22 protein-coding genes are annotated in these 26,494 nt (G+C 52.7%); 19 read left to right on the top strand and 3 right to left on the bottom strand.

Going from position 1 to position 26,494, the window contains the following annotated elements; all coding sequences use genetic code 11:
• Window positions 1-25: 25 nt before the first annotated feature.
• Genes BN6471_RS10565 through BN6471_RS10545 form a run of 5 tightly spaced genes read left to right on the top strand, consistent with a single transcriptional unit; the run spans window position 26 to window position 3,774 of the window.
• Complete coding sequence (locus BN6471_RS10565) at window positions 26-334, top strand: NifU family protein (protein ID WP_066648745.1); 309 nt, start codon at window positions 26-28, stop codon at window positions 332-334.
• Window positions 331-615, top strand: coding sequence for a hypothetical protein (locus BN6471_RS10560; RefSeq protein WP_066648742.1), 285 nt, complete (start codon window positions 331-333; stop codon window positions 613-615). The genes BN6471_RS10565 and BN6471_RS10560 overlap by 4 nt, the downstream gene beginning before the upstream one ends.
• A gap of 22 nt (window positions 616-637) precedes the next feature.
• Complete coding sequence (locus tag BN6471_RS10555) at window positions 638-1,948, top strand: acetyl-CoA hydrolase/transferase family protein (RefSeq protein WP_066648738.1); 1,311 nt, start codon at window positions 638-640, stop codon at window positions 1,946-1,948.
• Window positions 1,949-1,963: 15 nt separating this feature from the next.
• Entirely contained in the window at window positions 1,964-3,076 is a 1,113-nt protein-coding gene (locus BN6471_RS10550) for a 4-hydroxybutyrate dehydrogenase (RefSeq protein WP_066648735.1), read from the top strand.
• A 17-nt stretch (window positions 3,077-3,093) separates the two neighbouring features.
• Window positions 3,094-3,774, top strand: a complete 681-nt coding sequence (locus BN6471_RS10545; protein WP_066648730.1) for a response regulator — start codon at window positions 3,094-3,096, stop codon at window positions 3,772-3,774.
• A 44-nt stretch (window positions 3,775-3,818) separates the two neighbouring features.
• On the opposite strand, the gene BN6471_RS10540 is transcribed toward BN6471_RS10545, so the two are convergent.
• Window positions 3,819-5,285, bottom strand: coding sequence for a succinate CoA transferase (locus BN6471_RS10540; protein WP_066648727.1), 1,467 nt, complete (start codon window positions 5,283-5,285; stop codon window positions 3,819-3,821).
• A gap of 240 nt (window positions 5,286-5,525) precedes the next feature.
• On the opposite strand from BN6471_RS10540, the gene BN6471_RS10535 reads away from it, so the two are divergent.
• Window positions 5,526-6,941 (top strand): hypothetical protein, encoded by a 1,416-nt coding sequence (locus tag BN6471_RS10535; RefSeq protein ID WP_066648724.1) that lies wholly within the window; start codon window positions 5,526-5,528, stop codon window positions 6,939-6,941.
• A gap of 93 nt (window positions 6,942-7,034) precedes the next feature.
• Window positions 7,035-9,710 carry an InlB B-repeat-containing protein gene (locus BN6471_RS10530; protein ID WP_066648721.1) on the top strand — a complete coding sequence of 892 codons (2,676 nt, stop codon included), beginning with the start codon at window positions 7,035-7,037 and terminating at the stop codon, window positions 9,708-9,710.
• A 56-nt stretch (window positions 9,711-9,766) separates the two neighbouring features.
• Here the strand turns inward: BN6471_RS10530 and BN6471_RS10525 are convergent, their stop codons facing one another.
• Window positions 9,767-11,203 carry a helix-turn-helix domain-containing protein gene (locus BN6471_RS10525; RefSeq protein ID WP_066648715.1) on the bottom strand — a complete coding sequence of 479 codons (1,437 nt, stop codon included), beginning with the start codon at window positions 11,201-11,203 and terminating at the stop codon, window positions 9,767-9,769.
• A 259-nt stretch (window positions 11,204-11,462) separates the two neighbouring features.
• Here BN6471_RS10525 and BN6471_RS10520 point away from each other — a divergent pair, with 259 nt between their 5' ends.
• The 7 genes from BN6471_RS10520 (at window position 11,463) to BN6471_RS10490 (ending at window position 20,701) form a co-directional block, all read left to right on the top strand.
• Window positions 11,463-13,538 carry an ATP-binding protein gene (locus tag BN6471_RS10520; RefSeq protein WP_066648711.1) on the top strand — a complete coding sequence of 692 codons (2,076 nt, stop codon included), beginning with the start codon at window positions 11,463-11,465 and terminating at the stop codon, window positions 13,536-13,538.
• 26 nt (window positions 13,539-13,564) lie between these two features.
• A complete protein-coding gene (locus tag BN6471_RS10515; protein WP_066648708.1) occupies window positions 13,565-14,758 on the top strand; it encodes an FIST C-terminal domain-containing protein in 1,194 nt (397 codons plus the stop codon).
• Window positions 14,759-14,963: 205 nt separating this feature from the next.
• The gene (locus BN6471_RS10510; RefSeq protein ID WP_066648705.1) at window positions 14,964-16,322 is read left to right on the top strand and encodes an aldehyde dehydrogenase family protein; all 1,359 of its coding nucleotides are present in this window, start codon (window positions 14,964-14,966) and stop codon (window positions 16,320-16,322) included.
• Window positions 16,323-16,392: 70 nt separating this feature from the next.
• Window positions 16,393-17,694, top strand: coding sequence for an RNA polymerase factor sigma-54 (gene rpoN, locus BN6471_RS10505; protein WP_066648698.1), 1,302 nt, complete (start codon window positions 16,393-16,395; stop codon window positions 17,692-17,694).
• Window positions 17,695-17,719: 25 nt separating this feature from the next.
• The gene (locus BN6471_RS10500; protein ID WP_066648695.1) at window positions 17,720-18,859 is read left to right on the top strand and encodes an acyl-CoA dehydrogenase; all 1,140 of its coding nucleotides are present in this window, start codon (window positions 17,720-17,722) and stop codon (window positions 18,857-18,859) included.
• 19 nt (window positions 18,860-18,878) lie between these two features.
• On the top strand, window positions 18,879-19,661 hold the full coding sequence (locus tag BN6471_RS10495; RefSeq protein ID WP_066648693.1) for an electron transfer flavoprotein subunit beta/FixA family protein: 783 nt from the start codon (window positions 18,879-18,881) through the stop codon (window positions 19,659-19,661).
• A 17-nt stretch (window positions 19,662-19,678) separates the two neighbouring features.
• Entirely contained in the window at window positions 19,679-20,701 is a 1,023-nt protein-coding gene (locus tag BN6471_RS10490) for an electron transfer flavoprotein subunit alpha/FixB family protein (protein WP_066650084.1), read from the top strand.
• A 59-nt stretch (window positions 20,702-20,760) separates the two neighbouring features.
• Here BN6471_RS10490 and BN6471_RS12940 read toward each other — a convergent pair whose 3' ends face one another.
• Window positions 20,761-21,636, bottom strand: a complete 876-nt coding sequence (locus BN6471_RS12940) for a LysR family transcriptional regulator (RefSeq protein WP_066648692.1) — start codon at window positions 21,634-21,636, stop codon at window positions 20,761-20,763.
• 106 nt (window positions 21,637-21,742) lie between these two features.
• Between BN6471_RS12940 and BN6471_RS10480 the strand changes: the two genes are divergently transcribed.
• The 5 genes from BN6471_RS10480 to BN6471_RS10460 all read left to right on the top strand — a co-directional run bounded on the left by BN6471_RS10480 (window position 21,743) and on the right by BN6471_RS10460 (window position 26,494).
• A complete protein-coding gene (locus BN6471_RS10480) occupies window positions 21,743-22,315 on the top strand; it encodes a chromate transporter (protein ID WP_066648686.1) in 573 nt (190 codons plus the stop codon).
• Window positions 22,299-22,871 (top strand): chromate transporter, encoded by a 573-nt coding sequence (locus BN6471_RS10475; protein WP_066648682.1) that lies wholly within the window; start codon window positions 22,299-22,301, stop codon window positions 22,869-22,871. The genes BN6471_RS10480 and BN6471_RS10475 overlap by 17 nt, the downstream gene beginning before the upstream one ends.
• 462 nt (window positions 22,872-23,333) lie before the next feature.
• Window positions 23,334-24,281 carry an L-lactate dehydrogenase gene (locus tag BN6471_RS10470; protein ID WP_066650082.1) on the top strand — a complete coding sequence of 316 codons (948 nt, stop codon included), beginning with the start codon at window positions 23,334-23,336 and terminating at the stop codon, window positions 24,279-24,281.
• A 25-nt stretch (window positions 24,282-24,306) separates the two neighbouring features.
• Entirely contained in the window at window positions 24,307-25,671 is a 1,365-nt protein-coding gene (gene fumC / locus BN6471_RS10465; protein WP_066648679.1) for a class II fumarate hydratase, read from the top strand.
• A gap of 22 nt (window positions 25,672-25,693) precedes the next feature.
• Window positions 25,694-26,494, top strand: a complete 801-nt coding sequence (locus BN6471_RS10460) for a CoB--CoM heterodisulfide reductase iron-sulfur subunit B family protein (protein ID WP_066648678.1) — start codon at window positions 25,694-25,696, stop codon at window positions 26,492-26,494.

Below are 26,494 nucleotides of genomic sequence, written 5' to 3'. Positions count from 1 at the left end.
GATAAGGGAAAGGACGGGCAGGGGGATGCAGCAGGAATTGCTTAAAAAAATCGAACGGGTATTACATGAGCGTGTGCGCCCGACCCTGGGCGAGCACCAGGGCGATATCGAAGTCGTCGATTTCGAGGATGGCGTGCTTAAAGTGCGGTTTTTGGGCAAATGCAGCAACTGCCCCTCTGCTTCCCTGACCTTGGAATCGACTGTCGCGGAGGCGGTCAGGGAAGAAATTCCTGAAGTAACGGACGTGGTACTTGTGACGGGCGTCAGCGATGAGACCCTTGACCTGGCGCGCAGTATTTTAGCACAGAGAAGGGCGCAGCGGGAAAAGCAATGACGATAGGGATCAAATATTGCGGAGGCTGCAACCAGCGTTACGAACGTACGGAAATCGCGCGGAATTTAAAGAGGGATTTCCCGGAAAGCCGTATCGTTACGGCCGGAACGGGAGAGATTGATTTTGCGGTCATTATCTGCGGATGCACGAGCGCATGCGCCCTGCACGATACGATCGAAGGCCGCTACGGCAAAATGATCCTGACGGAAGAAAGCGGTTATGCCCCCCTGAAAGGGGAGCTTGACCGGATTGATAAGGAAATAAACCAAAAAACTGATTGAACGATGAGGGGAGATACAGCCGATGGATTGGAAGGAAATATATCAGTCGAGAGTTACGAGCGCGGAGCAGGCGGTGAAAAAGATCAAATCCGGCGACCGCGTCGTGATCGCGCATGCGACGGGTGAGCCGGTGCATGTGACGGACGCGATGGTAGCGAATGCGGATGCTTATGAAAATGTGGAGATCATCCACATGGTTTCGATGGGCAAATCCGCTTATTGCGCGCCGGGCATGGAAAAGCATTTTCGTCACAACGCCTTTTTCCTTGGCGGGACGACGCGTGCGGCCTGCGCGGAAGGGCGCGCGGACATCACGCCCGTTTATTTTTCAAAGGAACCGGAGCTTCTTCGCGGGGGCTGTAAGCCCGACGTGGCGCTGGTGACGGTGACGCCGCCGGATAGGCACGGTTATGTGAGCCTGGGTATTTCCGTGGACTATACGATGGAAGCGGTCAAGCAGGCGCCGGTCGTGATCGCGCAGGTCAATAAGTACATGCCGCGTATCCACGGGGATTCCTTCGTGCACGTTTCCGAAATTTCTGATTTCGTGGAGTTTGACGAACCGGTACTTGAGCTGCCCAACCCGAAGATCACGGATGTGGAACGCGAGATCGGCCGGAATTGCGCGTCGCTCATCAACGACGGAGACTGCCTGCAGCTGGGAATCGGCGCGATCCCGGACGCAGTGCTTTTGTTCCTGAAGGACAAAAAGGATCTCGGTATCCACAGCGAGATGATCTCGGACGGCGTGGTGGAGCTGGTGGAAGCGGGCGTTATCACAAACAAGAAGAAAACGCTGCATACCGGCAAGAGCATCCTGACTTTTGCCATGGGCACGCGCAGGCTTTACGATTACCTTAACGACAACCCGGCGGTAGGTATCTACCCGGTGGATTATGTCAACGACCCGCTGGTGATCGCGCAGAACGATAACATGGTATCCATCAATTCCTGCGTGCAGGTAGATTTGATGGGGCAGGTGGTCTCGACCTCCGTTGGGCATAAGCAGATCAGCGGTGTCGGCGGGCAGGTGGATTTTGTACGCGGCGCAGCGATGAGCAAAAACGGCAGGAGCATCATGGCAATGCCTTCGACGGCGGCCAAGGGCAAGGTTTCCAAGATTGTCAGCATCATCGATGAAGGCGCGGCAGTGACCACTTCGCGCTATGACGTACAGTTTGTCGTCACGGAATACGGCGTTGCCGACCTGCGGGGCATCACGCTGCGTGAGCGCGCAGTGCGCCTTATTCGGATCGCGCATCCGGATTTCCGTCCACAGCTCATCGAGTTTTTCGAGAAGAAGTTTTGCTGTAAATATGAGGACCAGGACTAAGGAAGGGAAAAAATTATGAAAGAACTGGCAATTAAACCGGAAATTTTCTCGTTTGATACCTGCAAGGAATTCTGCGAGGAATTTGGGATCGGTGAGGGAGACCTTATCATCACAAACGAATATATCTACAATCCCTATTTCACGGATTTGGGCGTAAAGGCCGACGTGCTGTACCAGGAAAAGTACGGTGCGGGCGAACCGTCCGACGAAATGGCGGAAGCGATGTATGCCGATATGAAGGGCGACTATAAGCGGATCATTGCGATCGGCGGCGGCACGATCATCGATATCTCCAAGATATTCGCGCTGAAAAACGTGAGCCCGATCCTCGACCTTTACGACAGGAAAGTAGAAATCGCCAAGGATAAAGAATTGATCCTGGTGCCGACGACATGCGGTACGGGCAGCGAGGTCACGAACATCGCGATCCTCGAACTCAAAAGCCGCCACACAAAACTCGGTCTTGCGGTGGACGAGATGTACGCGGACAGCGCGGTGCTCATCCCGGAGCTTTTGAAGGGGCTGCCCTTCAAGTTCTTTGCGACAAGTTCGATCGATGCGCTCATCCATGCGCTTGAGTCCAGCCTTTCGCCCAAAGCGACGCCGTACACGGAGATGTTTGGCTACAAGGCGATCGAAATGATCCTCAAAGGATACCAGGAGATCGCGAAAAACGGACAGGAGGCGCGCATTCCGCTCTTGAAAGACTTCCTGATCGCCAGCAACTATGCGGGCATCGCCTTTGGCAACGCAGGCTGCGCTGCCGTGCACGCGATGAGCTATCCGCTGGGCGGTACCTACCATGTCCCGCACGGGGAAGCGAATTACGCTTTGCTGATCGGCATATTCAAGGCATATATGGAGATCGATCCCAACGGGAAGATCAAAAAATTAAACAAATTTATCGCGGATATCCTCGGCTGCGGCGAAGATGTGGTTTACGACGAAATGGAGAAGCTCTTAAACCAGATCATCCAGTGCAAGCCGCTGCATGAATATGGCGTGAAGCAGGAAGAACTCGATACGTTCACGGACAACGTCATGGAAAAGCAGGGGCGGCTGATGGCGAATAACTATGTCGAGCTTTCAAGGGATAAGGTATACGAGATTTACAGCAGGCTCTATTGATTGGGAGAGGGTTTGATATGTATCGGATGACGGTGCTGAAAAGTGAATTCGGCCGGTTTGGGCGCTATGCGGATGCAAACGTGGGCGACGGCCGGTTTGCGATACGGATACTGCCGCTTTATGAAGGAATGGACGCCGGGGAGCTGTTGAGCGACCCGGTAGACCTGCTCGTTGTGGACGCGTGCACGGATCCGGCGGCGGGCCTTTCCCTAATGCGCCAGATCCGTCTTTGCGGCGTGCGTACGGAAATGATCGCCTATATCGCGAGGGGCGATTGTGAAACGCTCAAGGCGGTGCTTAGGCTCGGCGTCCTTGATTGCTTGGTCGATCCGCTGGATACGGATCGTTTCAACCAGGCGGTCGAACGCTTTTTGCACCGGGCGGCCCTGCGCGGCAAAAGCGGGCCGCTTTCACAAAAGGTCGTGGACAATTACCTGTACGGGGGCTGCGGCGGTCTTACGCTGCCAAAGGGATTGCAGCGAAAAACGCTCAACATGATCCGCGCGGTGTTCAACGCAAGTCCCAAAGCGCGTTTTTCCTGCGAGGACATCGTAGGGACGGTCAAGCTTTCACGCATCACGGTACAAAGATACCTGCAATACCTGCACGAGAACAACGAACTGACCCAGAAAATGAATTACAGTACGGGAGGGCGGCCATGCTCGCTTTACCAGTATAATCCGGGGTTGTTCGCATAGGGAATAAAAAAACCGGCGCCCATGGGCGCCGGTTTTTGTTTTGCTTATTTATCCTTGAATACGTCTTTTAAAATGTGCGGCGTTTGCTGGGCCGCGCACTCTTTGCAGCTGCGATTTACATATTCGCGCAGCATGGGGCGGAAGTCCGGATGGGCGCAGTTTTCGATGATCGCGTGCGCACGCTGGCGGGGCGTTAGGCACCGCAGGTCGGCATACCCGTATTCCGTCACCAGGAAATGTATATCGTGCTCGGTATGGTCTACGTGCGTCACGAAGGGAACGATACACGACAGCGCGCCGTTTTTCGCGGTGGACGGCGTCATGAAGATGGAAAGCCCGGCATTCTGGGCAAAGTCGCCGCTGCCGCCGATCCCGTTCATGATACGCGTGCCGTTGATGTGCGAAGAATTTGTGTTGCCGTAAATATCCACCTCGATGGCCGTGTTCATAGCGATAATACCAAGGCGGCGGATCACTTCGGGATGGTTGCTGATCTCCTGCGGGCGGAGCATGATCTTCCCGCGGTAATTTTCAAAATTCGCGTGGTACTGTTCCTCAAAATCGGGAGAGACTGTGAGCGAAGTACCGGAGGCAAAGGCGATCTTGCCTGCGTCGATCAGGTCAAAAACCGCGTCCTGCAACACTTCCGAATAGACCTTCAGGTCGGTGAAATCGGATTTTTTAAGCCCGGCGAGCACCGCGTTTGCCACGCCGCCCACGCCTGATTGCAGCGGGGGAAGCGGCACGCTCAGCCGCCCGGCCTGCGTTTCTTTGGTGATGATCTCGATGATATTGTCCGCGATCTTCTGGGATGTTTCGTCCACAGGCGGCACGGCGCGGCCGTGGTCGGGGATATCCGTGAACACGATCGCCGCGATCTTATCGAAATCGCAGGGATAATATTCCGTACCGATACGGTCTTCCGGATGGACGATGGGGATCGGCTGGGAATTTGGTACGCGCTCCACCGTATATACGTCATGGATGCCCTTCAAGGACTCCGGCTGCGAAGTGTTGATTTCCAAAATAACATGCTTTGCACAATCGATATAGGTGTTGGCCATACCGATGGACGTCGAAGGGATCAGGTGGCCTTCCTCGTCAATGCCGACGATCTCCACGATGGCAAAATCGATCTCACCGAAAAAGCCGTTTTTTGCCCATACGGCCATCTGGCTCAGATGTACGTCGAAATAGTCCACCTCGCCCGCGTTGATCGCGTTGCGCACCGTTGAATTCGTCTGGTAGGGGGTACGGCGTTTCATGGCGCCCGCCCGTACCAGCGCGCCGTCGATCTCGTCACCTACGGAAGCGCCCGTCATGACGGTAAGGTTAAGCTTTTCGCCCGTTTCCTCGACGCGTTTTGCGATCGCAAGCGGGACGGCTTTGGCGTGCCCGGCGGGTGTAAAGCCGCTCATGCCGATCGTCGCACCCGGATAGATGAGCTTGGCAGCGTCCTGCGCGCTCATTACCTTGCTAAGATATTTTTCACACTTGATTCTCTCGTTCATACTGCCCCTCCATTGTTAAAACAGGTATCCGTAACTTTTACAAATATACATTATACACTGAAAGAAAAAAGTTTGCACGCGATATGCCCTTTAGAATACCTTAACTAACTAAGAAAGCATCGTTATCGGCGGCGGGCTTTTTTTAGTTACAAAACGCATGGAAAATAATTTGCGCCGGAGGTTAGAAAGTATGCCGATGTGTTTAGTAATGGCTCATATTCAAGCGGGAAGGAAAATGTTATGGCAAAAATACGGTCTTTTTTCCAAACGGTAACCGGAGCGTCGTCGTTCCTGCTCAATAGTTCCCTGATCGCCATTCCCTATTTGTTGTTCCTGCGGCTGGTCGACGGGACAAACCTGGAGAGCATACTTCCGTTGGTGATATTTTATACGCTGCGTATGACGGGAGTATTTTTGCTGCACAGCATCAAAACCGGTGCGGGAAGCTATTCCATACTGATGTTTTCATTCGTGCTGGGGCTTGCAGGAGCGCTGTTCGGCATGCTTGGTACGCTGTATTTTCCGCTTTTCATCCTTTCCGCGATCCTGATGGGGCTTGCGACCGCCTTTATTAAGCCGGTCTTTACGACGCTGAATTTCCATAAGCGCGAAGAGAAAGCTGCGGGCGGCCCGGCGGAAAAGAAGAAGGGCAAGATGTTGCCGCTCGCATTTGTGGTGGTATTCCTGCTGGCGCTGATGGCGCTGCCGGGCAAAATACAGACGTTTGCTGTGATGCTGCTGTACCTGGTGCTGTTTGCCATGGCGATTTATTCGACTTCCCGTGACCCGGAATACCAATTCAAGTTTGTACACCTCAGGGATACCACCGTTTCGCTGAAAGGTGCGGCGGTCTTTATCATCTTCTTTGCTTTGCTGGCAGCCTTGCGCATTGCGCGCAGGACGATGGACGCAAAGCGGCTCGACCTGGTCGCCATCTGTTTTTCCGTCGCTTTTTGGATCGCGATCCTCATTGTTTTCCTGAAAAGGAAACGGGCGAAGCTGCCGTTGTGGCTCAATATCATATCGCTGGCAAACGGGATGTGCGGAAACTTCCTGTTCATCTTCGGGTCGTTTTACATCGGCGCGCTTTACGGGATCAATGCGGCGACAGCGCAGGTATATATCCCCTTCGTACTGGGGATGGGGGCAGCGATGGCATTTTCCGGGAAGGTACAGCGGTTGTTCAAAAACACCCCGCCCATCGTGGTGCAGGTTGTGGGGCTGTGCGCCAGCCTGACGCTCATGATGACCCCTTTCCTTTTTCCGGCCAGCGTTTTCCTGGTCAGCTTTTTCTTCAGCGGGACGAGCTCCTGGCTGGACAGGAAGTTTTATGAAACGGAGGCGATTCCGTATGAAAGGCGGCTGGTGAGCAAATATTCGCTGCAGGACATCGGCAGTATCACATACCAGTTTGTCATTGCCGCACTGATCCTGGCCATATTCCAATCCTACCAGCTGCCGACGGGCGCGTTCTTCACGCTGACGGAAAACGTAGTGCATTCGCAATCTCTTATCGCAGCGATGGATACCGCTAAATTCTGGGGCTGCCTCATTTTAGCCGCGCTCTTGATCGCCGCCCTGATCCATATGGGAAAAACCTGCGGCAACAAAAAGGAAAACAACAGACTTACAAAAAGAGGACGCAAAAAAGAGTAAATAATGTTTATAAGTATATAAGGCTTATTAGCAAATAAAATATTTAAAAATAAAGAAGCCAAAAAATAAAGGAGAAGTCATGAAAAAAAGAGAATGATCAGTATTTTACTCACTGTGGCTTTAGTCGTCGGAGTATTCAGCTTCGCTTCTGCCCAGGAGATATATACAACAAATGAGAGCGACAGCCAGGCTTTAGCGACGGATGTTTTTTCAAATCCAGAGATAATACCGGATGGGAACGATATAGAAACGGAAGTACCTGGTGAAAATGCGCTGCAGGACGATGAAAAGCCGGAAGCGGGTGTTCCTGAAAGTGAAGCAGGCGGGAGCAAGGAAGAAGCTGAACCCTCCGCATCTGCAGAGGTTCCCGGGCAGCCTGCGAAACCGGCACAGGAACCCCCGGCCGAAAGTAACGGCATGGTTATGCCGGCACAGGAGGAACTCCCGGCAGAGGAAGAGCTTTTGGCCGCTCCTTTGGCGGCAGGCGACGAAGCAACGCTGCGCAGCGACATCGCAAACGCCGCTCCCGGCGGAGTGGTAGAGATATCGGGCAATATCGAGCTTACGGGAACGCCCCTGACGGTAGATAAAAACCTGACGTTCCGCTCAACGGGAGGTACGGTTCAATTAACTGTTGGGGGAAACATCCGCCATATCGACGCCGCGGCGGGCGTTGCGCTGACATTCGAGGGTGTGGAGCTTGTGGGTAACGCACCCGCGGACGGCGGCGGGATCAACGCGCTGGGAGCGGTTACGCTGAATGGAGCGGTGCTCAAAAATTGCCAGGCTGCGCAAGGCGGGGGCGTCTACGCGGCGGGCGGCATCACTTTGAATGGTTCGACCCTGACGGGGAATAAGGCAACAGCGGGCAATGGCGGCGGCGCTTATGGAAACGGGGCTGTTTATGTAGCAGGCGGCGCCATCAGCTCGAATACAGCGACAGGCAATGGCGGCGGCATCTATTCGGCCGGCACTTTCACCCTGGTAAGCGGGACGATCAACGCAAACAATGCGGATAAAGGCGGCGGAACCTACACGCCTGCGCCAAACGCGTTCTTGCGCGGCGGCACGGTCAGCAACAACACGGCGACCGACGGCGCGGGATTTTACGGAGCAACTGTTCATATCCTGGGAGGCACGATAACTGGCAATCAAGCGGTAGAAACAGGCGGCGGATTATTTGCGGTCAGTGCTACGCTGGAAGATGGAGAGATCAGCGGCAACACAGCCGGCGATAACGGCGGCGGCATCCATACGGAACAGGATTTTGAAATCAACGGCGGCACGATCCATGGCAATACGGCGGCGACCGGCGGCGGTGCGGACGTATCCGGCGAGGCGCAGTTGAACGCCGGTGTGATTTCGGCCAACAAGGCTACAACAGGCGGCGGACTTTATGTGAACGGTGCTACGGATTATGTGGGCACGGAAATCAACGGGAATACGGCCGCAGACAATGGCGGCGGCATCTACGCGTATGGCGGTATCGTCGTATCGGGCGGAGCCCTGACAGGGAACACCGCAACGTCCGGCCATGGCGGCGGGATTTATGCGGCAAGTAATTTCAGCCTCCAAGACGGCACGGTCAGTGGTAACACGGCCGGCGCGAACGGCGGCGGGATCTATACAGCGGCCCCGAACGCATTCCTGCGGGGAGGCACGATCAGCGATAATACGGCGCGGCAGGACGGCGGCGGCTTCTATGGGCCGATCGCCTATGTAATGGGGAGCACGATCTCCGGTAACACAGCGCTGGTGGACGGCGGCGGGCTGTTTGTAGTCAGGATTACGGTAGAAAGCGGGCTGGTCAGCGGCAATACCGCGGATGGCAACGGCGGCGGGATCTACGCGGACGACTGGATAGAGATCAACAATGGAACGATCAGCGGCAATACGGCGGCAAACGGCGGCGGGATAAGCACGTTTGGGGATATTGACTTCAACCGGGGCTTTATCACCGGTAATACAGCGTTGGTGGACGGCGGCGGGATCTATGGAACCCTTGCCAATATCACGGTCAATTCCGGCGCGGTGTTTGCAGGCAACAGCGCTTCGCGCGCTTACCTGATCAAAGAAGAGGACAAGGCGCTGTATGCGACGAAGGTATTTACAACGCAACTGACCCAGCCTTTTACCTACGCATACAACAACTTTGATATCAACTATGTAGGGATCGCGATCGAGTATGTGGTGACCTTTGACACACAGGGAGGCAGCGCAATAGGGCCTGCCCTGGTGACCGCCGGTGATGCGGTGGCGCGGCCGTCCGACCCGGTAAGGGAAGGGTATACGTTCACCGGATGGTTCATGGATGCGGCGGCAACGCAGCCGTGGGATTTTACAACGGCAGTCAACGGCAATATGACGCTGTATGCGGGGTGGCTGGAAAATCCTGCCCCGGTGGTGACTTACACGGTAACGTTTGATTCGCGCGGTGGCAGTGCGGTCGCGCCGATCACGAATATTCCCGCTGGCAGCACGATCAATGCGCCGGCAGATCCTACGCGTGAGGGCTATACGTTTGATGGATGGTTCACGGATGAAGCGGCAACACAGAAATGGGATTTTGCATCTGGCGTCGTAAATGGAAATATGACCTTGTATGCCAGGTGGAACGCCGTTGCAGGGTCGTCGGCGACCTCCGCAACGGACACGCCGAAAACAGGGGACGCGGCTGACCTGTGGACTTATGTGTGGATCGCGATTGCAGGGACTGCGATCCTTGCGGGATTGTTGGTTAGAATGAAATACCAGCAGAAAAGAAAGTAACGGACAAAGGATCGAACAACATACGAAAACCGGCGCTGCTGATAGCGCCGGTTTTTCTATTGCTTTTTATTCGACAGATGCGCCTTGATGGCTTTTTCTATGTTCGCAAGGTCATGCAGGGATATCCTCAAATTAATCTTTACAAATAAGGGAGTTTTATTCCAATCATGATCCGATAAATCGATCGTACCGATAATGACATCGGCTTTGTCGATGGAATCGATAAAATGCAACATATATCGGTTGGAAAAATGGGTTTTGATATATTCCTCGATATACTTTGTATACATCGCCGTCATATCTGAAACAATAAAAACATTTATTTCAGGGAAATAATGGCAAAAGGGGGCAAGATATATGCAAGTCATCAAGCTATCTATTTTAAAAAATTCGGAAGTGAATTTATCCGCGCGGCTGCAATATTCCTTCCAGAACGATTCATAAATATCCAAATATTTGGGGTATTGATTTTGGAGCGTACCGAAATCAACGCCCCTAAATACCGATATAATAGCCTCGTCGGGAACGAACAAAGTCTCTGAAATAAAAAATTTAAAGAATTTTTCATAGATAAACTGTATTTGCCGCTTATCCAGTTTGGTAAAATATTTTTCAAACAACTCGATCCAAATAAGGGTATTGCCGGGCCGTATCGTTTGGTGCACGTTGTTCATATGAACGGATAAATCCAATTTATAAAAATCAGAGGAATAGACCGAAAATACAAGGTAAATCCAATCCAGATAAGACCAGCCGGATAAACAATCGGGGATGTCCTTGATCTCAACATTTTTCAGGATGTTTTCTTCCAGCGTGGACAATACGAGCGTTTTGTTTTTCTCGATTGCGTTTTGGATAACAAAAATCCAAAGGCCGAGTATTCCCGTTTGGTTATTGCCGGTTCCGAGCATTAAATACCGGGCAACCTTTTCGGCTTTTGCGAGGTAGGAGGAATCATTTTTCAGATATGGGATCTTTGATAGCTGCCGATGGAAAAAGAGCAGGAATATGAAGTGAAACGCCCTTATTTTCCGTTCCTTCCCGTTGATCTTGATTTTGCTGTAAAGGGAGATCTTAAGATCGTAATTCGCCAAAAAGGAATTGATGGTGCGGACCTTCCTTCGCAGCTGTGATTCGCTGATATAATGTAAATTGCAAAAATCCGTTGTTGAGCACTCCCGTTCCAGCAAAACAGTCCATAATATTTGATATGCCAAATCGGTTGAGAAAATATGCTGCATAATATCCTGCACCGTCACAGTATGCCTGGACAACCGAATCCCATAATGCCTGTTGACGTCCAAAGTAACTTCCTTTTGCGTATAGACGGAATCAATGGTCGCTTTTAACCGGGTACATGCCTTTTTTACCGTGGCGAGGCTGGCAGAACCGATTTGCCGGGTAAGCTCTGTGGTGGATAAATATCCGTCGGTATGCTCCAATATATCCAGAATATTGTTTTTGAGCAATATCATATTAGAAATTCCAAACATTGGTACGCTCCTTTATAAAAAAGTATACTCCAAAATTCAGTACAATCCATTGAATAGCTACAGACTATTAAAATGTGGGCAGGAAATCGAACCCTTATTCGTTATCATATAGATAGCAGATATGAAGAAGGTTTAAACAAATAATATCATATTGGCATGAACTTCCAATCACAAGTATACCGGAAATGGAAAACACTTCCGAAAAGCAAGGCGCCCGGCAAAGACAGGATATAGCGGCGACCAAAGGAGAGTGCGGGATATGACCGTCCAAACCAGGGAGGAATTGATGGAGCAGCTTCTGGAACTAAAACAGGAGCTGAAGAGAAGCAGGCTGGATCAGGAAAAATTGCGGCGCCGGGTAAACAGGCTGAAAAACGATATATACAGTATCAATACTATGTATGAGAATACCCTTCGGCTGCGGGATTTCGATATGGCTGAAAAAGAAAGGCAATATACATACAACCAGCTTCTGCTGGATGCCTTTCCGCATATTCTTGCCGTTTTGGATCAGGATATGAATTATGTTTTGGGAACGGACAGGCTGATCATGAAACGGATGAAGCTTTCCGATCCCCAGAAGTTGAAACGAATGTCCGCCCAAACGATCTTGAGGCTGATCCCGGACAAGGAATGGGTCAACCGGATCATGCTGCAAATCCATAATGCGCTTAGCCATACGGTTTCTTCGCGTTTCAGCGATAAGATCAATTTGCCGGGAGGCGATACGGTACACGTATCGACCACTTTGTCGCCGGCGATCGACAAAGAAGGAAATGTACAGGGGCTGGTACTGATGGTACAGGATATCACGGAAGTAGTCCTTGCAAAGGAAGCTGCGGAAGCCGCGGCACGCTCGAAGTCGATTTTTTTGGCCAATATGAGCCATGAAATCAGGACGCCGATGAATGCCATTATTTCGATCGGGCATCTCCTGAACGCATCGGAAAAAGACGACAACAGGAAAGAACACTTAAGGAACCTGCTGATGGCTTCGGAATCCCTGATGAATATCATAAACGATATCCTGGACTTTTCTAAAATCGATGTCCAGAAACTGGAAACGGTTTCGCAGCCGTACCGTGTGATCGACATGTTAAGCGAAGTGATCAACCTGATTGCTTTAAAAGCAGCGGAAAAAGATTTGGAATTTATGGTAGAGATAGACCCGCAGCTTCCCCGTGTGCTCATGGGCAACGACCTGCGCATCAAACAAGTACTGATCAATCTCCTGTCCAACGCAGTAAAATACACGAGGAGGGGACATGTCATACTTCGCGTAGGACAAACCAGAAAAAGGCAAGCGGTAAAACTGGTATTTACCGTGCAGGATACAGGGATCGGCATCAAAAAAGAGGAAATGCCCTATCTGTTTGAAGCTTTTACGCAACTGGACATAATCAAGAACAGGGGAATACAGGGAACGGGCTTGGGGCTTGCGATCAGTAAGGGGATCGCACAAAAAATGAACGGGGCTATTTCCGTCTCCAGTACCTACCGCAAAGGAAGCACGTTTGAATTTACGCTGCAACAGGAGATAGCGGATGAAACGCCCATTGTACGCGTAAAGGAGCCGCAAACAAAACGCGCCTTGGTCTTTGGAAATAGTACTTCGGCGCAAATGCTGGCAAATACCCTGAATCAAATACAGGTACGGTGCGACCTTGTAAGGACGGGGGAAGGGTTGGTACGGCATATGAAAGAACATAGGTATACGCACATGTTCTTTTGGGAAAGAGAATATAAATACTGCCCATACAAAATTCCGGACGCGGGCGCCAAACAGGTCATCGTCAAAAAAACGTTCCATATCCACGCGGGTGAAACGGATCAAAGCAATATCCTGCTAGAGCCGCTCCTCATTTCAGACGTGGTACATGTAATTAATCACGGTAAAGTCAAAAAGGGACATACACGGTGGGAAGAGGACACATTCCGGCAAATGAGGGTACGGGATGTTTCCGCCCTTGTTGTGGACGATATCGAGGTGAATTGCCTGATCACGCAAGAGATCCTGAGGCAATACGGGATGTGCGCCGATACTGCGCTAAGCGGGGCGGAAGCTTTGGAGCTCGTGCGAAAGAAGCGGTATGATATTATTTTTATGGATCATATGATGCCGGATATGGACGGCTGTGAGACGACCATGCGGATCAGGAACCTGGGAGGCTGGTATGCGGACGTGCCTATTATTGCATTAACGGCAAATACGGCGGAAGATATCAAAGAGCCGTTCGAGCAAAAAGGGATGGACGGATATATGGGCAAACCGCTGGAAATAAAGGAACTGAACCACATACTGCGTACATTCCTGCCGGGCGGCAAAATCATTTAAACAAAAAGAAGAGAACGGAACGCGTTATGAAATCAATTTATGCAACCACTGATGAGATCGATCTGGACTGTGCCGTAAGGGAATTGCTGGGGAAAATCGAAGCACAAGCGCCTTTGCTGAAAAATACCGTGGGGATCCTGTTTTATGATTATGAAATGGAGGGGGCGGAGCTGTGCGGGCGGTTGCAGGCAGCGTTGCATGTTGATATCCTTGGCTGTTCGACGATAGGCACGCTAAGCAACGAAAGCGGGTATTTGGATATGGCGGCGGCATTGACGCTGCTGACTGCGGACGATTGCGAATTCCACGCAGATATTACGCAAGGGCTTACGGATCAAAATTTCGTAAACAGCATCTATGGATCATACCGCAATGCCAAGGACAAGGCAACACGAAAGCCCGCGCTCATATATTGCCTGCTGCCTTGCAGGACGGAAATCATTTTTGACCACTATCTTGACGAGTTATCCAAAATGGCGGACGACCTGCCGATGATCGGCGGCGTGCCCACCAACCATGGAAAGCCTGGAAAGTCGATGGCCTTTAATGGGCGTTATTGTGCAAACAGCGCGATCACGCTGCTGATTTCAGGAAATATAAAACCTGTTTTTTCCATGGCGAATGTGGTAGAAACGTTATCCGGACCTAAAGGAACGATTACCAGGGCGGAGGGGACAACGATCTATGAAGTGGATGGGAAACCGTTTGCCGCATATGTCAAGAGCTATGGAATGGACATACGTGAATTCAATAAAAAAGAGAGCAGGGCATTTTTCCAGCAATATCCCTTGCTGATAGAAACAGGGGAAGGAAAGGCGGAAACCGGGCTGCCTTATGTCCGTATCATTGAAAGCATCGACTGGGAAGACGGCAGCGGGATTGCCTTTGCGAGTGTGCCGGAAGGGGCGAAGGTGACGCTGGCGAACCTGCACAAGGCAACCATTGCGGAAACGGTCAAAAAAGGGCTCGATGAACTGTTTGCCAAAATTGCAAAGTCCGGAGCCGAGTATTCGGTGATCCTGTGCATTACATGCGCGGCACGCCATTTTATTTTGAATCCATACTATGACATCGAAGGAAAACTCATACGGGAAATGGTTCCCGGTCAATACCAATTGAGCGGCTTTTACAGTTTTGGGGAATTGTGCCCCATCTCTGTTGAAGATGGAAAAGCAAGAAACCGGCTGCACAACGGATCGATCGTTTTTTGCGCCCTCTAGCGATCGCCATACAGCGAAAGAAGCATTTTTAGCAAATGCTTTATTTTTTGAAATAGAACCCCATGGTTAAGGCAAAAAAGTTCCTTTTCAATTTTTTTAGTTACATAACATTGCAATTTTTTCAAAAACTACTATAATAAGACACGATAAACTTGTGAAAAAAATATCATTTTAATATATTTTATTTTAGGAGGATGGAACAAAAATGGCAAATGTGGCGGAAATTTTTGAAAAAGCGCGGATCGCGCAGGCAGAATATGAGAAAAATGCCAGCCAGGAACAGGTGGACGCAGCGGTAAAGGCGATCGGCCAGGTCGTTTATGACCGTGCGGAGGAGCTCGCGAAAATGGCGGTCGAAGAGTCCGGCATGGGCGTTTACGAGGACAAGGTTGCCAAGTGCAAAGGGAAATCCAAATGTATCTGGAACAGCCTGAAAGGCAAAAAATCCTATGGCATCATCGATGAAAACAAAGAAACGGGTATCATCAAGGTCGCAAAGCCGAAAGGCGTCGTAGGCGCGGTCACCCCGGTCACGAACCCGGTGGTAACGCCGATGTGCAACGCGATGTTTGCCCTGAAGGGGAAAAACGCGATCGTTATTGCGCCGCATCCGCGTACCAGCAACCTCAATAAATACGTTGTGGACTTGTTCCGTGCGGAGCTCAAAAAGCTTGGCCTGCCGGAAGACCTCGTACAGACGATCGAAAACCCGTCGCTCGACATGACGCAGGAAGTCATGAAGACGGCGGACGTGGTCGTGGCGACAGGCGGCGCGGGCATGGTGAAATCCGCTTATTCGAGCGGCAAACCGGCGCTGGGTGTTGGCCCCGGCAACGTACAGGTCATCATTGACCGCGGCATCGACTATGATGAAGCGGCCCGCATGATCATCGACGGCCGCAAGTTCGATAATGGCATCATCTGTTCGGGCGAACAGAGCATCATCGTTCCCAAAGACGAATATGAAAAAGTGGTCAAGGCGTTTGAAAAGAACGGCGCTTATTATATCGACGATCCTTCCGAAGTCGAGAAATTTGCACAGACGATCTTCCCCGGCGGTGTGATTTCCAAGGATGTAGTAGGGCAGAGCGTACAGAAGATTGCGGGCATTGCGGGCGTCAGCGTACCGGAGGGAACGAAGGTAGTCGTTTTGAAGGCGCGCGGCGTGGGCAGGAAAGACCTGCTGTGCAAAGAGAAAATGTGCCCGTTTATGATCGCGATCCCGTACGATACCTTTGAAGAGGCGATGGATATCGCTTATGAGAACCTGGATTACGAAGGAAAGGGACATACCTGCTCGATCCACTCTGGCGACATGGAGCATGTACGCATGGTCGGCGAGCATATGCCGGTCAGCCGTATCGTCGTGAACCAGCCTTCCTCCACAACGGCGGGCGGCGCGCTCACGAACGGTTTCTCCCCGACGACGACGCTTGGGTGCGGAAGCTGGGGAAACAACAGTATTTCGGAAAACTTAAACTACACGCACCTGATCAACGTTTCGCAGATCGGCCTTTACAACAAGGACAAAAAGATCCCGACGGACGAGGAAATCTGGGCGTAACCACAAACAGTAAACCTGCGATGGAGCCGATCTTTGGCTCCATCGCAGGTTTATCGAAAAGCAGGACGATATGGTTCAGATAGGGATCGAACAAAAACAGGTACAGGCCCAGGTTTTGGGCCAGCAGCTGCAGCAGGCGCTTTTTTTGCTGAAAATGAATGCGCTGGAATTGAACGACTATCTGAAGCAAAGGGCGACGGAAAACCCTGTGCTGGAGCTTGCGGAAGCACGGCAGCCGCTGGCGGGCGAACTATTCCGCCTGGCGCGGGGCGGACGCGCGGTCGGTATGGATTCGAGGGAAGCGCCAGGGCGGGACATTGCCGGCAGGACGTCGTTAAAAGACGACCTGAAAAGGCAGCTCGGGACAGGAAAGCTTGGACGGCGGGAAAAACAGGCCGCGCTGGCGGTGATCGAAAGCCTCGATTCCAAAGGTTACTTCACGGAGAGCCTGAGGGAACTGGCGGATTTTTTACAGATATCCCACAAGCAGGCACAAGAAGCGCTGGCAACCGTACAGGCACTGGAACCTGCGGGGGTCGGTGCGCGCAATACACAGGAATGCCTGGTATTGCAGCTTGCGCGCAGGGGGGTCAAGGAGCGTTATCCTTACGAGATCGTCCGCCATCATATGCGCAGGTTGGCACAGGGGAAAATAAAAGAGATCGCGCGTATCCTCCGGATATCGGAGGAAGCATGTCAAAAGTATTGTGAAACGGTGCGTTCCCTGCATCCGTCCATAAACAGTATGGACGACGGGGAACCGCTGCAATATGTCTGGCCGGAGATCGGCGTGGTATGCAAAGAAGGCAGGCTGGCCGTCGAGCTGAAGGAGGAAAGGCTCCCAAAGCTGTCGCTCAACCCGGAATACCGGAGGCTGGAAGAGGCGGACGAGGAGACCAGGGAATATTTACGGGAACGGTATAAAGAAGCGAACCGCATGCTAAGCTCGCTTGAACTGTGGAAGACGACGGTGCGGCGGGTCGCGGAAGCGGTCGTTTCGGCACAGGAAAGCTTTTTCCTGCGGGGTGAACCCCTAAAGCCGATGCGCCTTTGCGACATTGCGCAGGTTTTAGGGCTGAACGTATCCACGGTGAGCCGGGCCGCGGCGGGGAAGTACCTGATGTGCGAAAGTGGCGTATACCCGCTCAAGTATTTCTTTGCAAGGGGCTTTCCCTTGGAAAACAAAACGGTGAGCAGCGACCACATCTGCCGCCTGATCCGCGAAATGCTCGCGGACGACGTATCGCTTTCCGATGTGGAGCTGGCGAAGCGGCTGGGCGAAAAGGGGATCGGCATTGCGCGGCGCACCGTTGCAAAATACCGGATGAAGATGGGCATCGAATCGGTTTACCACCGAGTGAAGATATTGTAAAAAACGCTATATTTAGGAGAGAGATATGGATTTCACATTAAGCAAAGAACACCAGATGCTGCAAACGCTTTTCCGCGATTTTGCAGAAAACGAAGTGAAACCGCTCGCGGAGGAACTGGACGAAGAGGAACGTTTCCCGGTCGAAACGGTTGAAAAGTTGAAAAAGTATGGCTTTTTGGGCATACCCTTCCCCAAGGAATATGGTGGACAGGGCTGCGATACGCTTGCGTACGTGATGTGCGTGGAAGAGCTTTCCAAGGCATGCGCGACGACGGGAGTTATCGTGTCGGCGCATACGTCGCTGGGCTCCAATCCCATCAAGCAATTCGGCAGCGAGGAGCAGAAGCAAAAATATCTGGTTCCGCTTGCGAAGGGGGAAAAGCTGGGGGCATTCGGCCTTACGGAAGCGGGTGCGGGCACGGATGCGTCCGGCCAGCAGACCAAGGCTGTGCTGGAAGGCGACCACTATGTACTCAACGGCAATAAGATATTTATCACCAACGCCGGGTACGCGGATATCTACATTATTTTTGCGATGACAGACAAATCCAAAGGCAACCACGGTATTTCCGCGTTCATCGTGGAAAAAGATTTCCCGGGCTTCTCGGTCGGGAAAAAAGAGCGCAAGATGGGCATCCGCGGCAGCGCCACGGCAGAGCTGATCATGGAAAACTGCATCGTCCCCAAGGAAAACCTGCTGGGAAAAGAAGGGCAGGGCTTCAAGGTCGCGATGAACACGCTGGACGGCGGCCGTATCGGTATTGCCGCACAGGCGCTGGGCATTGCGGAAGGCGCTCTTAATGAAGCGATCGTCTATGTCAAGGAAAGAAAGCAGTTTGGACGCCCGCTCTCCAAATTCCAGAACACGCAATTCGTGATCGCCGACTTAAAAGCGAAGGTCGAGGCGGCGCAGCTGCTCGTTTACCGTGCGGCGATCGCCAAGGATACGCAGGAGCGTTTCTCTGTGGAATCCGCGATGGCAAAGCTGGTGGCGGCGGAAACGGCAATGGAAGTAACGACCAAGTGCGTACAGCTTTTGGGCGGCTACGGATATACAAGGGATTACCCGCTGGAGCGCATGATGCGCGATGCGAAGATCACAGAGATCTACGAGGGAACCAGCGAAGTGCAGCGCATGGTTATTTCCGGCGCGGCGCTCAAGTAAACGGAAGGGGGAAAACACATTGAATATCGTTGTTTGCATCAAACAGGTTCCGGATACGAATGAAGTAAAGCTGGACCCGAATACTGGGACGCTCATCCGCGAGGGTGTGCCGTCCATTATCAACCCTGACGACAAGGCGGGCCTTGAGGCCGCGCTGCGCCTGAAGGATTCCATGGGCGCTAAGGTAAGCGTGATCTCTATGGGGCCGCCGCAGGCGGATCTCGCCCTTAGGGAAGCGCTCGCGATGGGCGCAGACGAGGCGATCCTGGTTACGGACAGGGCGTTTGGCGGTGCGGATACATGGGCGACGTCGTCCACGCTTGCGTCGGCCATCAAGAAACTGCCCTTTGACCTGATCATCACAGGCCGCCAGGCGATCGACGGGGACACGGCGCAGGTCGGCCCGCAGATTGCGGAGCATCTGAAACTGGTCAATATCAGCTATGCGGAGGAGATCAAGGTCGAGGGCGACAGCGTTGTCGTGAAGCGCCAGTATGAGGACAGGTATCATATCCTGAAAGCAAAAATGCCGTGCCTTTTAACCGCGCTTGCGGAGCTCAACGAGCCGCGTTACATGACGCCCAAGGGCGTATTTGACGCGTACCGTGAGCAGGAAGTCAAGATCTGGACGCTGGAAGACCTTGACGTTGACAGGAGCAATATCGGGCTCAAGGGTTCCCCGACGCACGTGTTCAAATCGTTCACCAAGCCGCTGAAGGCTGCGGGTACGGTTGTGAATACGGATGCAGCGGAATCGGTTGAATTCCTGATGGAAAAACTCCGCAGCAAGTTCATTATTTGACGGAAAGTGGTGATATGATGAATATACAGGATTATAAGGGCGTATTCGTATTCGCACAACAGGAAGATAACAAGCTGACAAGCGTTTCCCTGGAGCTGGTCGGCAAGGGAAAAGAGCTTGCGGCGGACTTAGGCACGGAAGTGACGGCTGTCGTACTGGGCTCGGACATCGGCGCGATGGCGGAAAAGCTGGGGCGTTACGGCGCGGACAACGTGATCTTAGCGGACGATCCCGCGCTCAAGGTCTATATGACAGAGCCTTACGCGCATGTTCTGACGGAAATTATCAAGGCCAAAAAGCCGGAGATCGTACTTTACGGCGCAACGGCGATCGGCAGGGATCTGGCGCCGCGCGTATCCGCGCGTGTACATACCGGCCTCACGGCGGACTGTACGGGGCTTGAGATCGATCCGGAAACAAAAAACCTGCGTATGACGCGTCCTGCGTTCGGCGGGAACATCATGGCGACCATCATCTGCCCGGATTACCGTCCGCAGATGGCAACGGTGCGCCCGGGCGTGATGCAGCGTATTTCTCCCATCGAGTCCCAGGCCAAGGTGGAAAATTATCCGGTGAACGTTCCCAAAGAGAGCGTGAACGTGGAGATTCTCGACATCATCAAAAAGGTGAGCGACAAGATGGATATCCAGGACGCGAAGATCCTCGTTTCGGGCGGCCGCGGGATGGGCTGCCCGGAAAACTTCAAGCTGCTCGAGGATCTGGCGGAAGCGTTTGGCGGCGGCACGACGGTGAGTTCGTCGCGCGCGTGCGTGGACGCGGGCTGGGTGGAAAAGGACAGGCAGGTCGGCCAGACAGGCAAGACGGTACGTCCGGATTTATACATTGCATGCGGCATTTCCGGCGCGATCCAGCACCTGGCGGGCATGGAGGATTCCGAAGTGATCATCGCGATCAACAAGGACGAGACAGCGCCCATCTTTGAGGTGGCTGACTTCGGCGTGGTAGGCGATGTGACAAAGATACTGCCGCTGTTCACCGAGCAGGTGAAGCGTGCGATCGCAGAGAGAAAAGACGCGTAAAGGCATATTGAAACGAAAAGGGCATCGGGAGCCGATGCCCTTTTTTATGTACCGTTTCCTCAGGTGCGCGCGCTTTGCTCCGCGATGCCTAAAAATCCGCGCAGGGGAGGCGAGAGGTGCTTTTCGCGGTGGTATACCGTATAGTTGGTGTTCTGCAAATGCATGTCCCGTATGCCTGCCTGTACCAGGCTGCCGCCCGTAAGCTCGCTTTGCACCAGGAGGGCGGGCAGGATAGCGATGCCAAAGCCGTTTTGCGCCGCACGGATCAGGGCCTGGGAATCCACGCTTGTCCATTTTGGGTCGCAGACAAGGCCGTGCAGCATGAGCGCGCTGTCGAAAACATCGCGCACGGAGCTTCCTTTTTCGCGCAGCAGCAGCTCCGCGTTGGCGAGGGATTGCGGCGTCAGGGGAGCGGGAAGCGGATAATCCGGCGCGCATACCGCCACGATATCAAAGGCGGAAAAAGGATGCTCCGCAAGGCGGTTATCAGAGATCGCGCCCTCGATCAGGGCGGCGTCGATATCGCCGCGAAGAAGCTTTTCCGTGTTGTGCCGCGCGGTATCGACCTCGATGCGCACAGGGGTATTGCTAAATTCTTTTTGAAATTCGCGCATGATACCCGGCAGCAGGAAGTTTGCAATGGTGATACTGGAGCCGATGCGGATGGGGGAAGCGAATTCGAGGCTGCCGCTGCTTCGCTCGAGGTCTTCGTATAATTCCACGATCGCCGATGCTTTGCCGTAAAAGGCCCTGCCTGCGCCCGTTAAGGATATCCCGCGCGCGACGCGGTCAAAAAGGACGCAGCCTGTTTCGCGTTCCAGCTCTGCGATCACATGTGAAACGGCGGGCTGGGTCATATAAAGGCTTTGCGCTGCCTTGGTAAAGCTCATTTCCTTGCATACCGTACAAAACACGCTTAGATGACGCAAATTCATGATTTGTTTCCCTTCCTGATACATTACTAATTTATTATAGATATAATAAAATAATAACATTTTATTTATGGATATACAATTGTTAGAATGAATGCGGAGGGAAGCTATGGAAAAAAAGATATCGCTGTGGTGGCTGTTTGGCATCAACCTGTTCATCAGTGCATTTACCTTTGGCGGCGGCTACGTGGTCGTGCCGATGATACGGAAATATTTTGTGGAAAAAAAGCAGTTGTTTGGGGAAGAAGAGCTCATGAACCTGGCGGCGGTGGCACAGTCCTCGCCGGGGGCGATCGCCGTCAACCTTGCAACCGTGACGGGCTTTTCTACCGCGGGGAAAAAGGGCGCTTTCATCGGTTGTATCGCAGCGGTGATCCCGCCGCTCATCATCCTGACGGCGGTATCTGTTTTTTATGCGGCTTTCCGCGATAATCTGGTCGTGGCGGCGGCGCTCAAGGGAATGGAAGCGGGCGTATGCGCGCTGGTGGTCGACGTGGTGATCGATATGGGCCGTGCGGTATTCAAGGAAAAACAGCCGGTGCTTTCCTGCCTGCTGCCATTGTCCTTTGTGCTGGTTTTCTTCCTGCAGGTCAATGTGATCGCCGTGATCCTGGGGAGCGCTGCGGTGGCGTTCGCCGCGGGCTGGCTCAAGAGGAGGGCGGGGAATGGAACTGTTGTTTAACCTCTTTGCAAATTTCCTGCAGGTGGGCCTTTTCAGCTTTGGCGGCGGTTATGCGACGATACCGCTGATCCAGCAATACATCGTGGACGCGCAGCAATGGATCACCTTCCAAGAGCTGACGGATATCCTGACCATCTCACAGATGACGCCCGGCCCCATAGCCGTCAACACGGCCACGTTCGTGGGAACGCGTATCGCCGGTTTCCCGGGGGCGCTGGCTGCGACCTTGGGCTGTATCTTGGCGGGCGTGCTCTTGTCGTCCACCCTTTATTACCTGTTCCGCAAATACAGCGGGATCGACGGGGTGACCGATGTGTTAAGCGGCTTGCGCGCCTGCTCGGTAGGGCTGATCGCTTCTTCGGCGTGCACCATCCTCTTGATCGCGCTCACGGGAACCGCCCAGCCAACGGCCCTTGATATCGACCTGATGACGGCCATCCTTTTTGCCGCGTCTTTATTCCTATTGCGTAAATTCAAGATGAATCCCATGCTCGTCATGCTTCTTTGCGGCGCGGCAGGCGTGGGGATTTACCTGCTGGGCACAGCGCTGCCATAAGGCGGAAATCCCGGAGGCAAAAAGCCTGGGCCATACTGCAAAAGTAAGTGAAAAACATATCAAACTTTACATATGTGAAAGAATAAACAATAATTTGGTTAAAATTCACGTCTATTTTACATGATTATGTAGATATCTATTTACAAAACACGGATGATTTGTTAAAATATACACAATCTAGTTTTTTATTACGCAGTATGTGTGAAAAAAAAGACAAATAATAGAAAACAAGAGGAGAAATTTGGAATGAAGGAGCTTAAGGATGCCGCCCGCAGGCGGATAGGACAGGCAGTTTTCCACCTGTGGTAAGGGTGGGGCTGCGCATAACGATTATGCTTGGAATTGTGCTTACCAAAACAGAAGAAGGAAGTAAAAAAAGGCGTACATGCCGGATACGACCAGCAAAGCCTGCTGGCGGCATGGAATGCCTGCTTTTTATGTATAAGGGGGATTTTTAATACAATGAGCAGGAAGGTAACGATCATCGGCGCGGGCAGCGTCGGGTCGACGATCACATACACGATGGCGGTGACAGGACTTGCCTCTGAAGTGGTGATGATCGATGTGAACACGGAAAAAGCACTGGGCGAGGCGATGGACGTTCGCCAGGGTACGCCTTTTTGTTCCCCGATGAAGATTTATGCGGGGACATACGAGGACGCGGAGGGATCGGATGTTGTAATCATCACCTCCGGCCTGCCGCGCACGGCGGGACAGTCGCGCATAGACCTGGCGCAGACGAATGTCGATATCATCAAGCAGATCACACCGGAGATCGTCAAGCACGCGCCGGATGCGATCTACATTTTGGTGAGCAATCCGGTAGACGTATTGACTTATACGTTCTGCAAGGTGTCCGGGTTGCCGGAACGCCAGATTATCGGCTCGGGTACGATACTCGATACGGCGCGCCTGCGCACGAGGATCGCGGAATACCTTTCCTTAAGCCAGAAGAATGTACATGCGTATGTGCTGGGGGAACATGGCGACAGCTCGTTTGTGCCATGGTCTATCGCGCAGGTCGGGAGCGTCAATTTCCTTGACTATAAAAAGCGTTTCAACTGCAAGGATATGCTCCAGCCCGATATCGATACGGAAGAGATCGAACGCTATATCAAAACATCCGGGGCAAAGATCATTGGCCGCAAGGGAGCGACGTTCTATGCGATCGCAATCTCGGTATGCACGATCGTGGAATGCCTTTTCGGCAGTGTGAACACGGCGATCACGGTTTCCTCCATGATGCATGGGGAATACGGAATTAATGACGTGTGCCTGTCTATCCCCTTCCTTGTAGGGCCGGACGGCGTATGCGGAAACGTGCTCCCGCCGCTTACGGACGGGGAAGTGGAAAAGCTGCGCCACAGCGCGGATGTATTGAAAAACGTAATCAGCCAGGTCAATTTATAAAATAAAGTTTTGGGAGGCAAGGGCAATGGAATATCGTATTGAATGTGATTCGATGGGCGAGATGCAGGTAAGAGCCGACCGTTATTGGGCGGCTCAGACACAGAGAAGTCTGCAAAATTTTGAGATCGGTGACGAGGTCATGCCGAGGGAGATCACCCATGCATTCGGCATCTTGAAAAAGGCTGCGGCGATCGCCAATTTCAATTTGGGCAAGCTGAGCGAGCAAAAGCGCCAAGCGATCGAGCAGGCATGCGACGAAGTAACGGCCGGCAAACTGAATGGCCATTTCCCGCTGGTGGTATGGCAGACGGGCAGCGGTACGCAGTCCAATATGAACGCGAACGAAGTGATCGCAAACCGCGGCAACGAGATCGCGGGGGAAAAGCTGCTGCATCCCAATGACGACGTCAACATGTCGCAGAGCTCCAACGATACGTTCCCCACGGCAATGCACATTGCTGCGGTGCTGAACATCGAAGATAAACTGATGCCGGAAATGGATCGCCTGATCGAGACATTCAAGCGGCTGGAAAAAGAAAACGAAGGAATCGTAAAGAGCGGGCGTACCCATTTGCAGGACGCGACGCCCATCGCCTTCTCGCAGGAGATCAGCGGCTGGCGCAATATGATCGAAAAAACGAAGGAAATGCTGAAGGCGGCGCTGCCGGGCCTTAAAGAGCTCGCGCTCGGCGGCACGGCGGTCGGTACGGGCCTGAACGCCCCCAAGGGTTTTGCGGAAGAGATCGCAAAGCAGGTGGGAAAGCTGACGGGCAAGGAATTCGTAACGGCGGCAAATAAATTCCATGCGCTGACCTCCAAGGACGACCTCGTGTTTGCGCACGGCGCACTAAAGGCGCTGGCGGCAAACATGATGAAGATCGCCAACGACGTACGCTGGCTGGCAAGCGGGCCGCGCTGCGGCTTAGGGGAAATATTCATCCCCGAAAACGAACCGGGCAGCTCGATCATGCCGGGCAAGGTCAACCCCACCCAGTGTGAGTCCATGACGATGGTCGCCGTACAGGTGATGGCAAACGACGTGGCGGTAGGCATGGCGGCATCACAGGGGAATTTTGAACTGAACGTGTTCATGCCGGTATGCATCTACAATTTCCTGCAGTCGGTAAGGCTTTTATCCGACGGACTGCGTTCGTTCAACGACCACTGTGCGTCGGGCATCAAGGCGGACAGGGAAAAGATGAAACATAACCTGCACAATTCCCTGATGCTGGTAACGGCATTGAATCCGTATATCGGCTATGACAACGCCGCCAAGACGGTCAAAAAAGCGCATAAGGAGAACATCTCCCTAAAGGAAGCGTGTGTCGCACTGGGCTTTTTGACCGCTGAAAAATTTGACGAAGTGTTCCATCCGGAAGAGATGGTTTGACAAAAGAGGAGAAGGAAACAATATGGTTTTTAGTTATTATCCGGGCTGTACGCTGAAGACAAAGGCAAAAGAGCTGGATGAATATGCACGCAAATCCGCACAGGCGTTAGGCGTGGAGCTTATAGAGCTGCCCGAATGGCAGTGCTGCGGCGCAGTATACCCCATGGCAAAGGACGAGATCGCGACCAAGCTTTCGGCCGTACGCGCTCTTGATAGCGCAAAAGGCTTGAAGCAGGAGCTCGTTACGCTTTGCAGCGCTTGCCACCATGTGTTGAAACGCGTGAACAACGATATGCGTACAAATGACGATATCCGCATGAAGGTCAACAATTACCTGAAGCTTGAGGAAGACTACGCGGGAGAGGCGACGGTGCTCCATTACCTGGAGATGCTTCGCGACCGCATCGGCTTTGGTGAATTGCGAAAAAAAGTGAAGAATCCGCTTACGGGTAAGAAGATCGGCGCTTATTATGGCTGCCTGCTGCTGCGCCCCAATGACGAGATGCAGTTTGACGATCCGGAAAACCCGTCCATCATCGAAGACTTTATCCGGGCGATCGGCGCGGAGCCTGTCATTTATGCTTACCGCAACGAATGCTGCGGCGGTTATGTGGTGATCGAGGATAAGGACGCATCCAAAAAGATGTGCAATAACATCCTTTCTTCTGCGCAGGCCAAGGGTGCCGAAATGATCGTGACGGCATGTCCGCTGTGCCGCTACAACCTTGATCAGAACAGCGCAGGGTATACGGTTTCGGTGCATTATTTTACGGAGCTTCTGGCAGAGGCGCTCGGCACATCGGAAGGGGGCGGCGCGAAGTGA

This window comes from Christensenella timonensis (genome assembly GCF_900087015.1).
GTDB lineage: Bacteria > Bacillota > Clostridia > Christensenellales > Christensenellaceae > Christensenella > Christensenella timonensis.
Note: the sequence above shows the minus strand (reverse complement) of the source record. Positions and strands in the feature narration are given on the sequence as shown.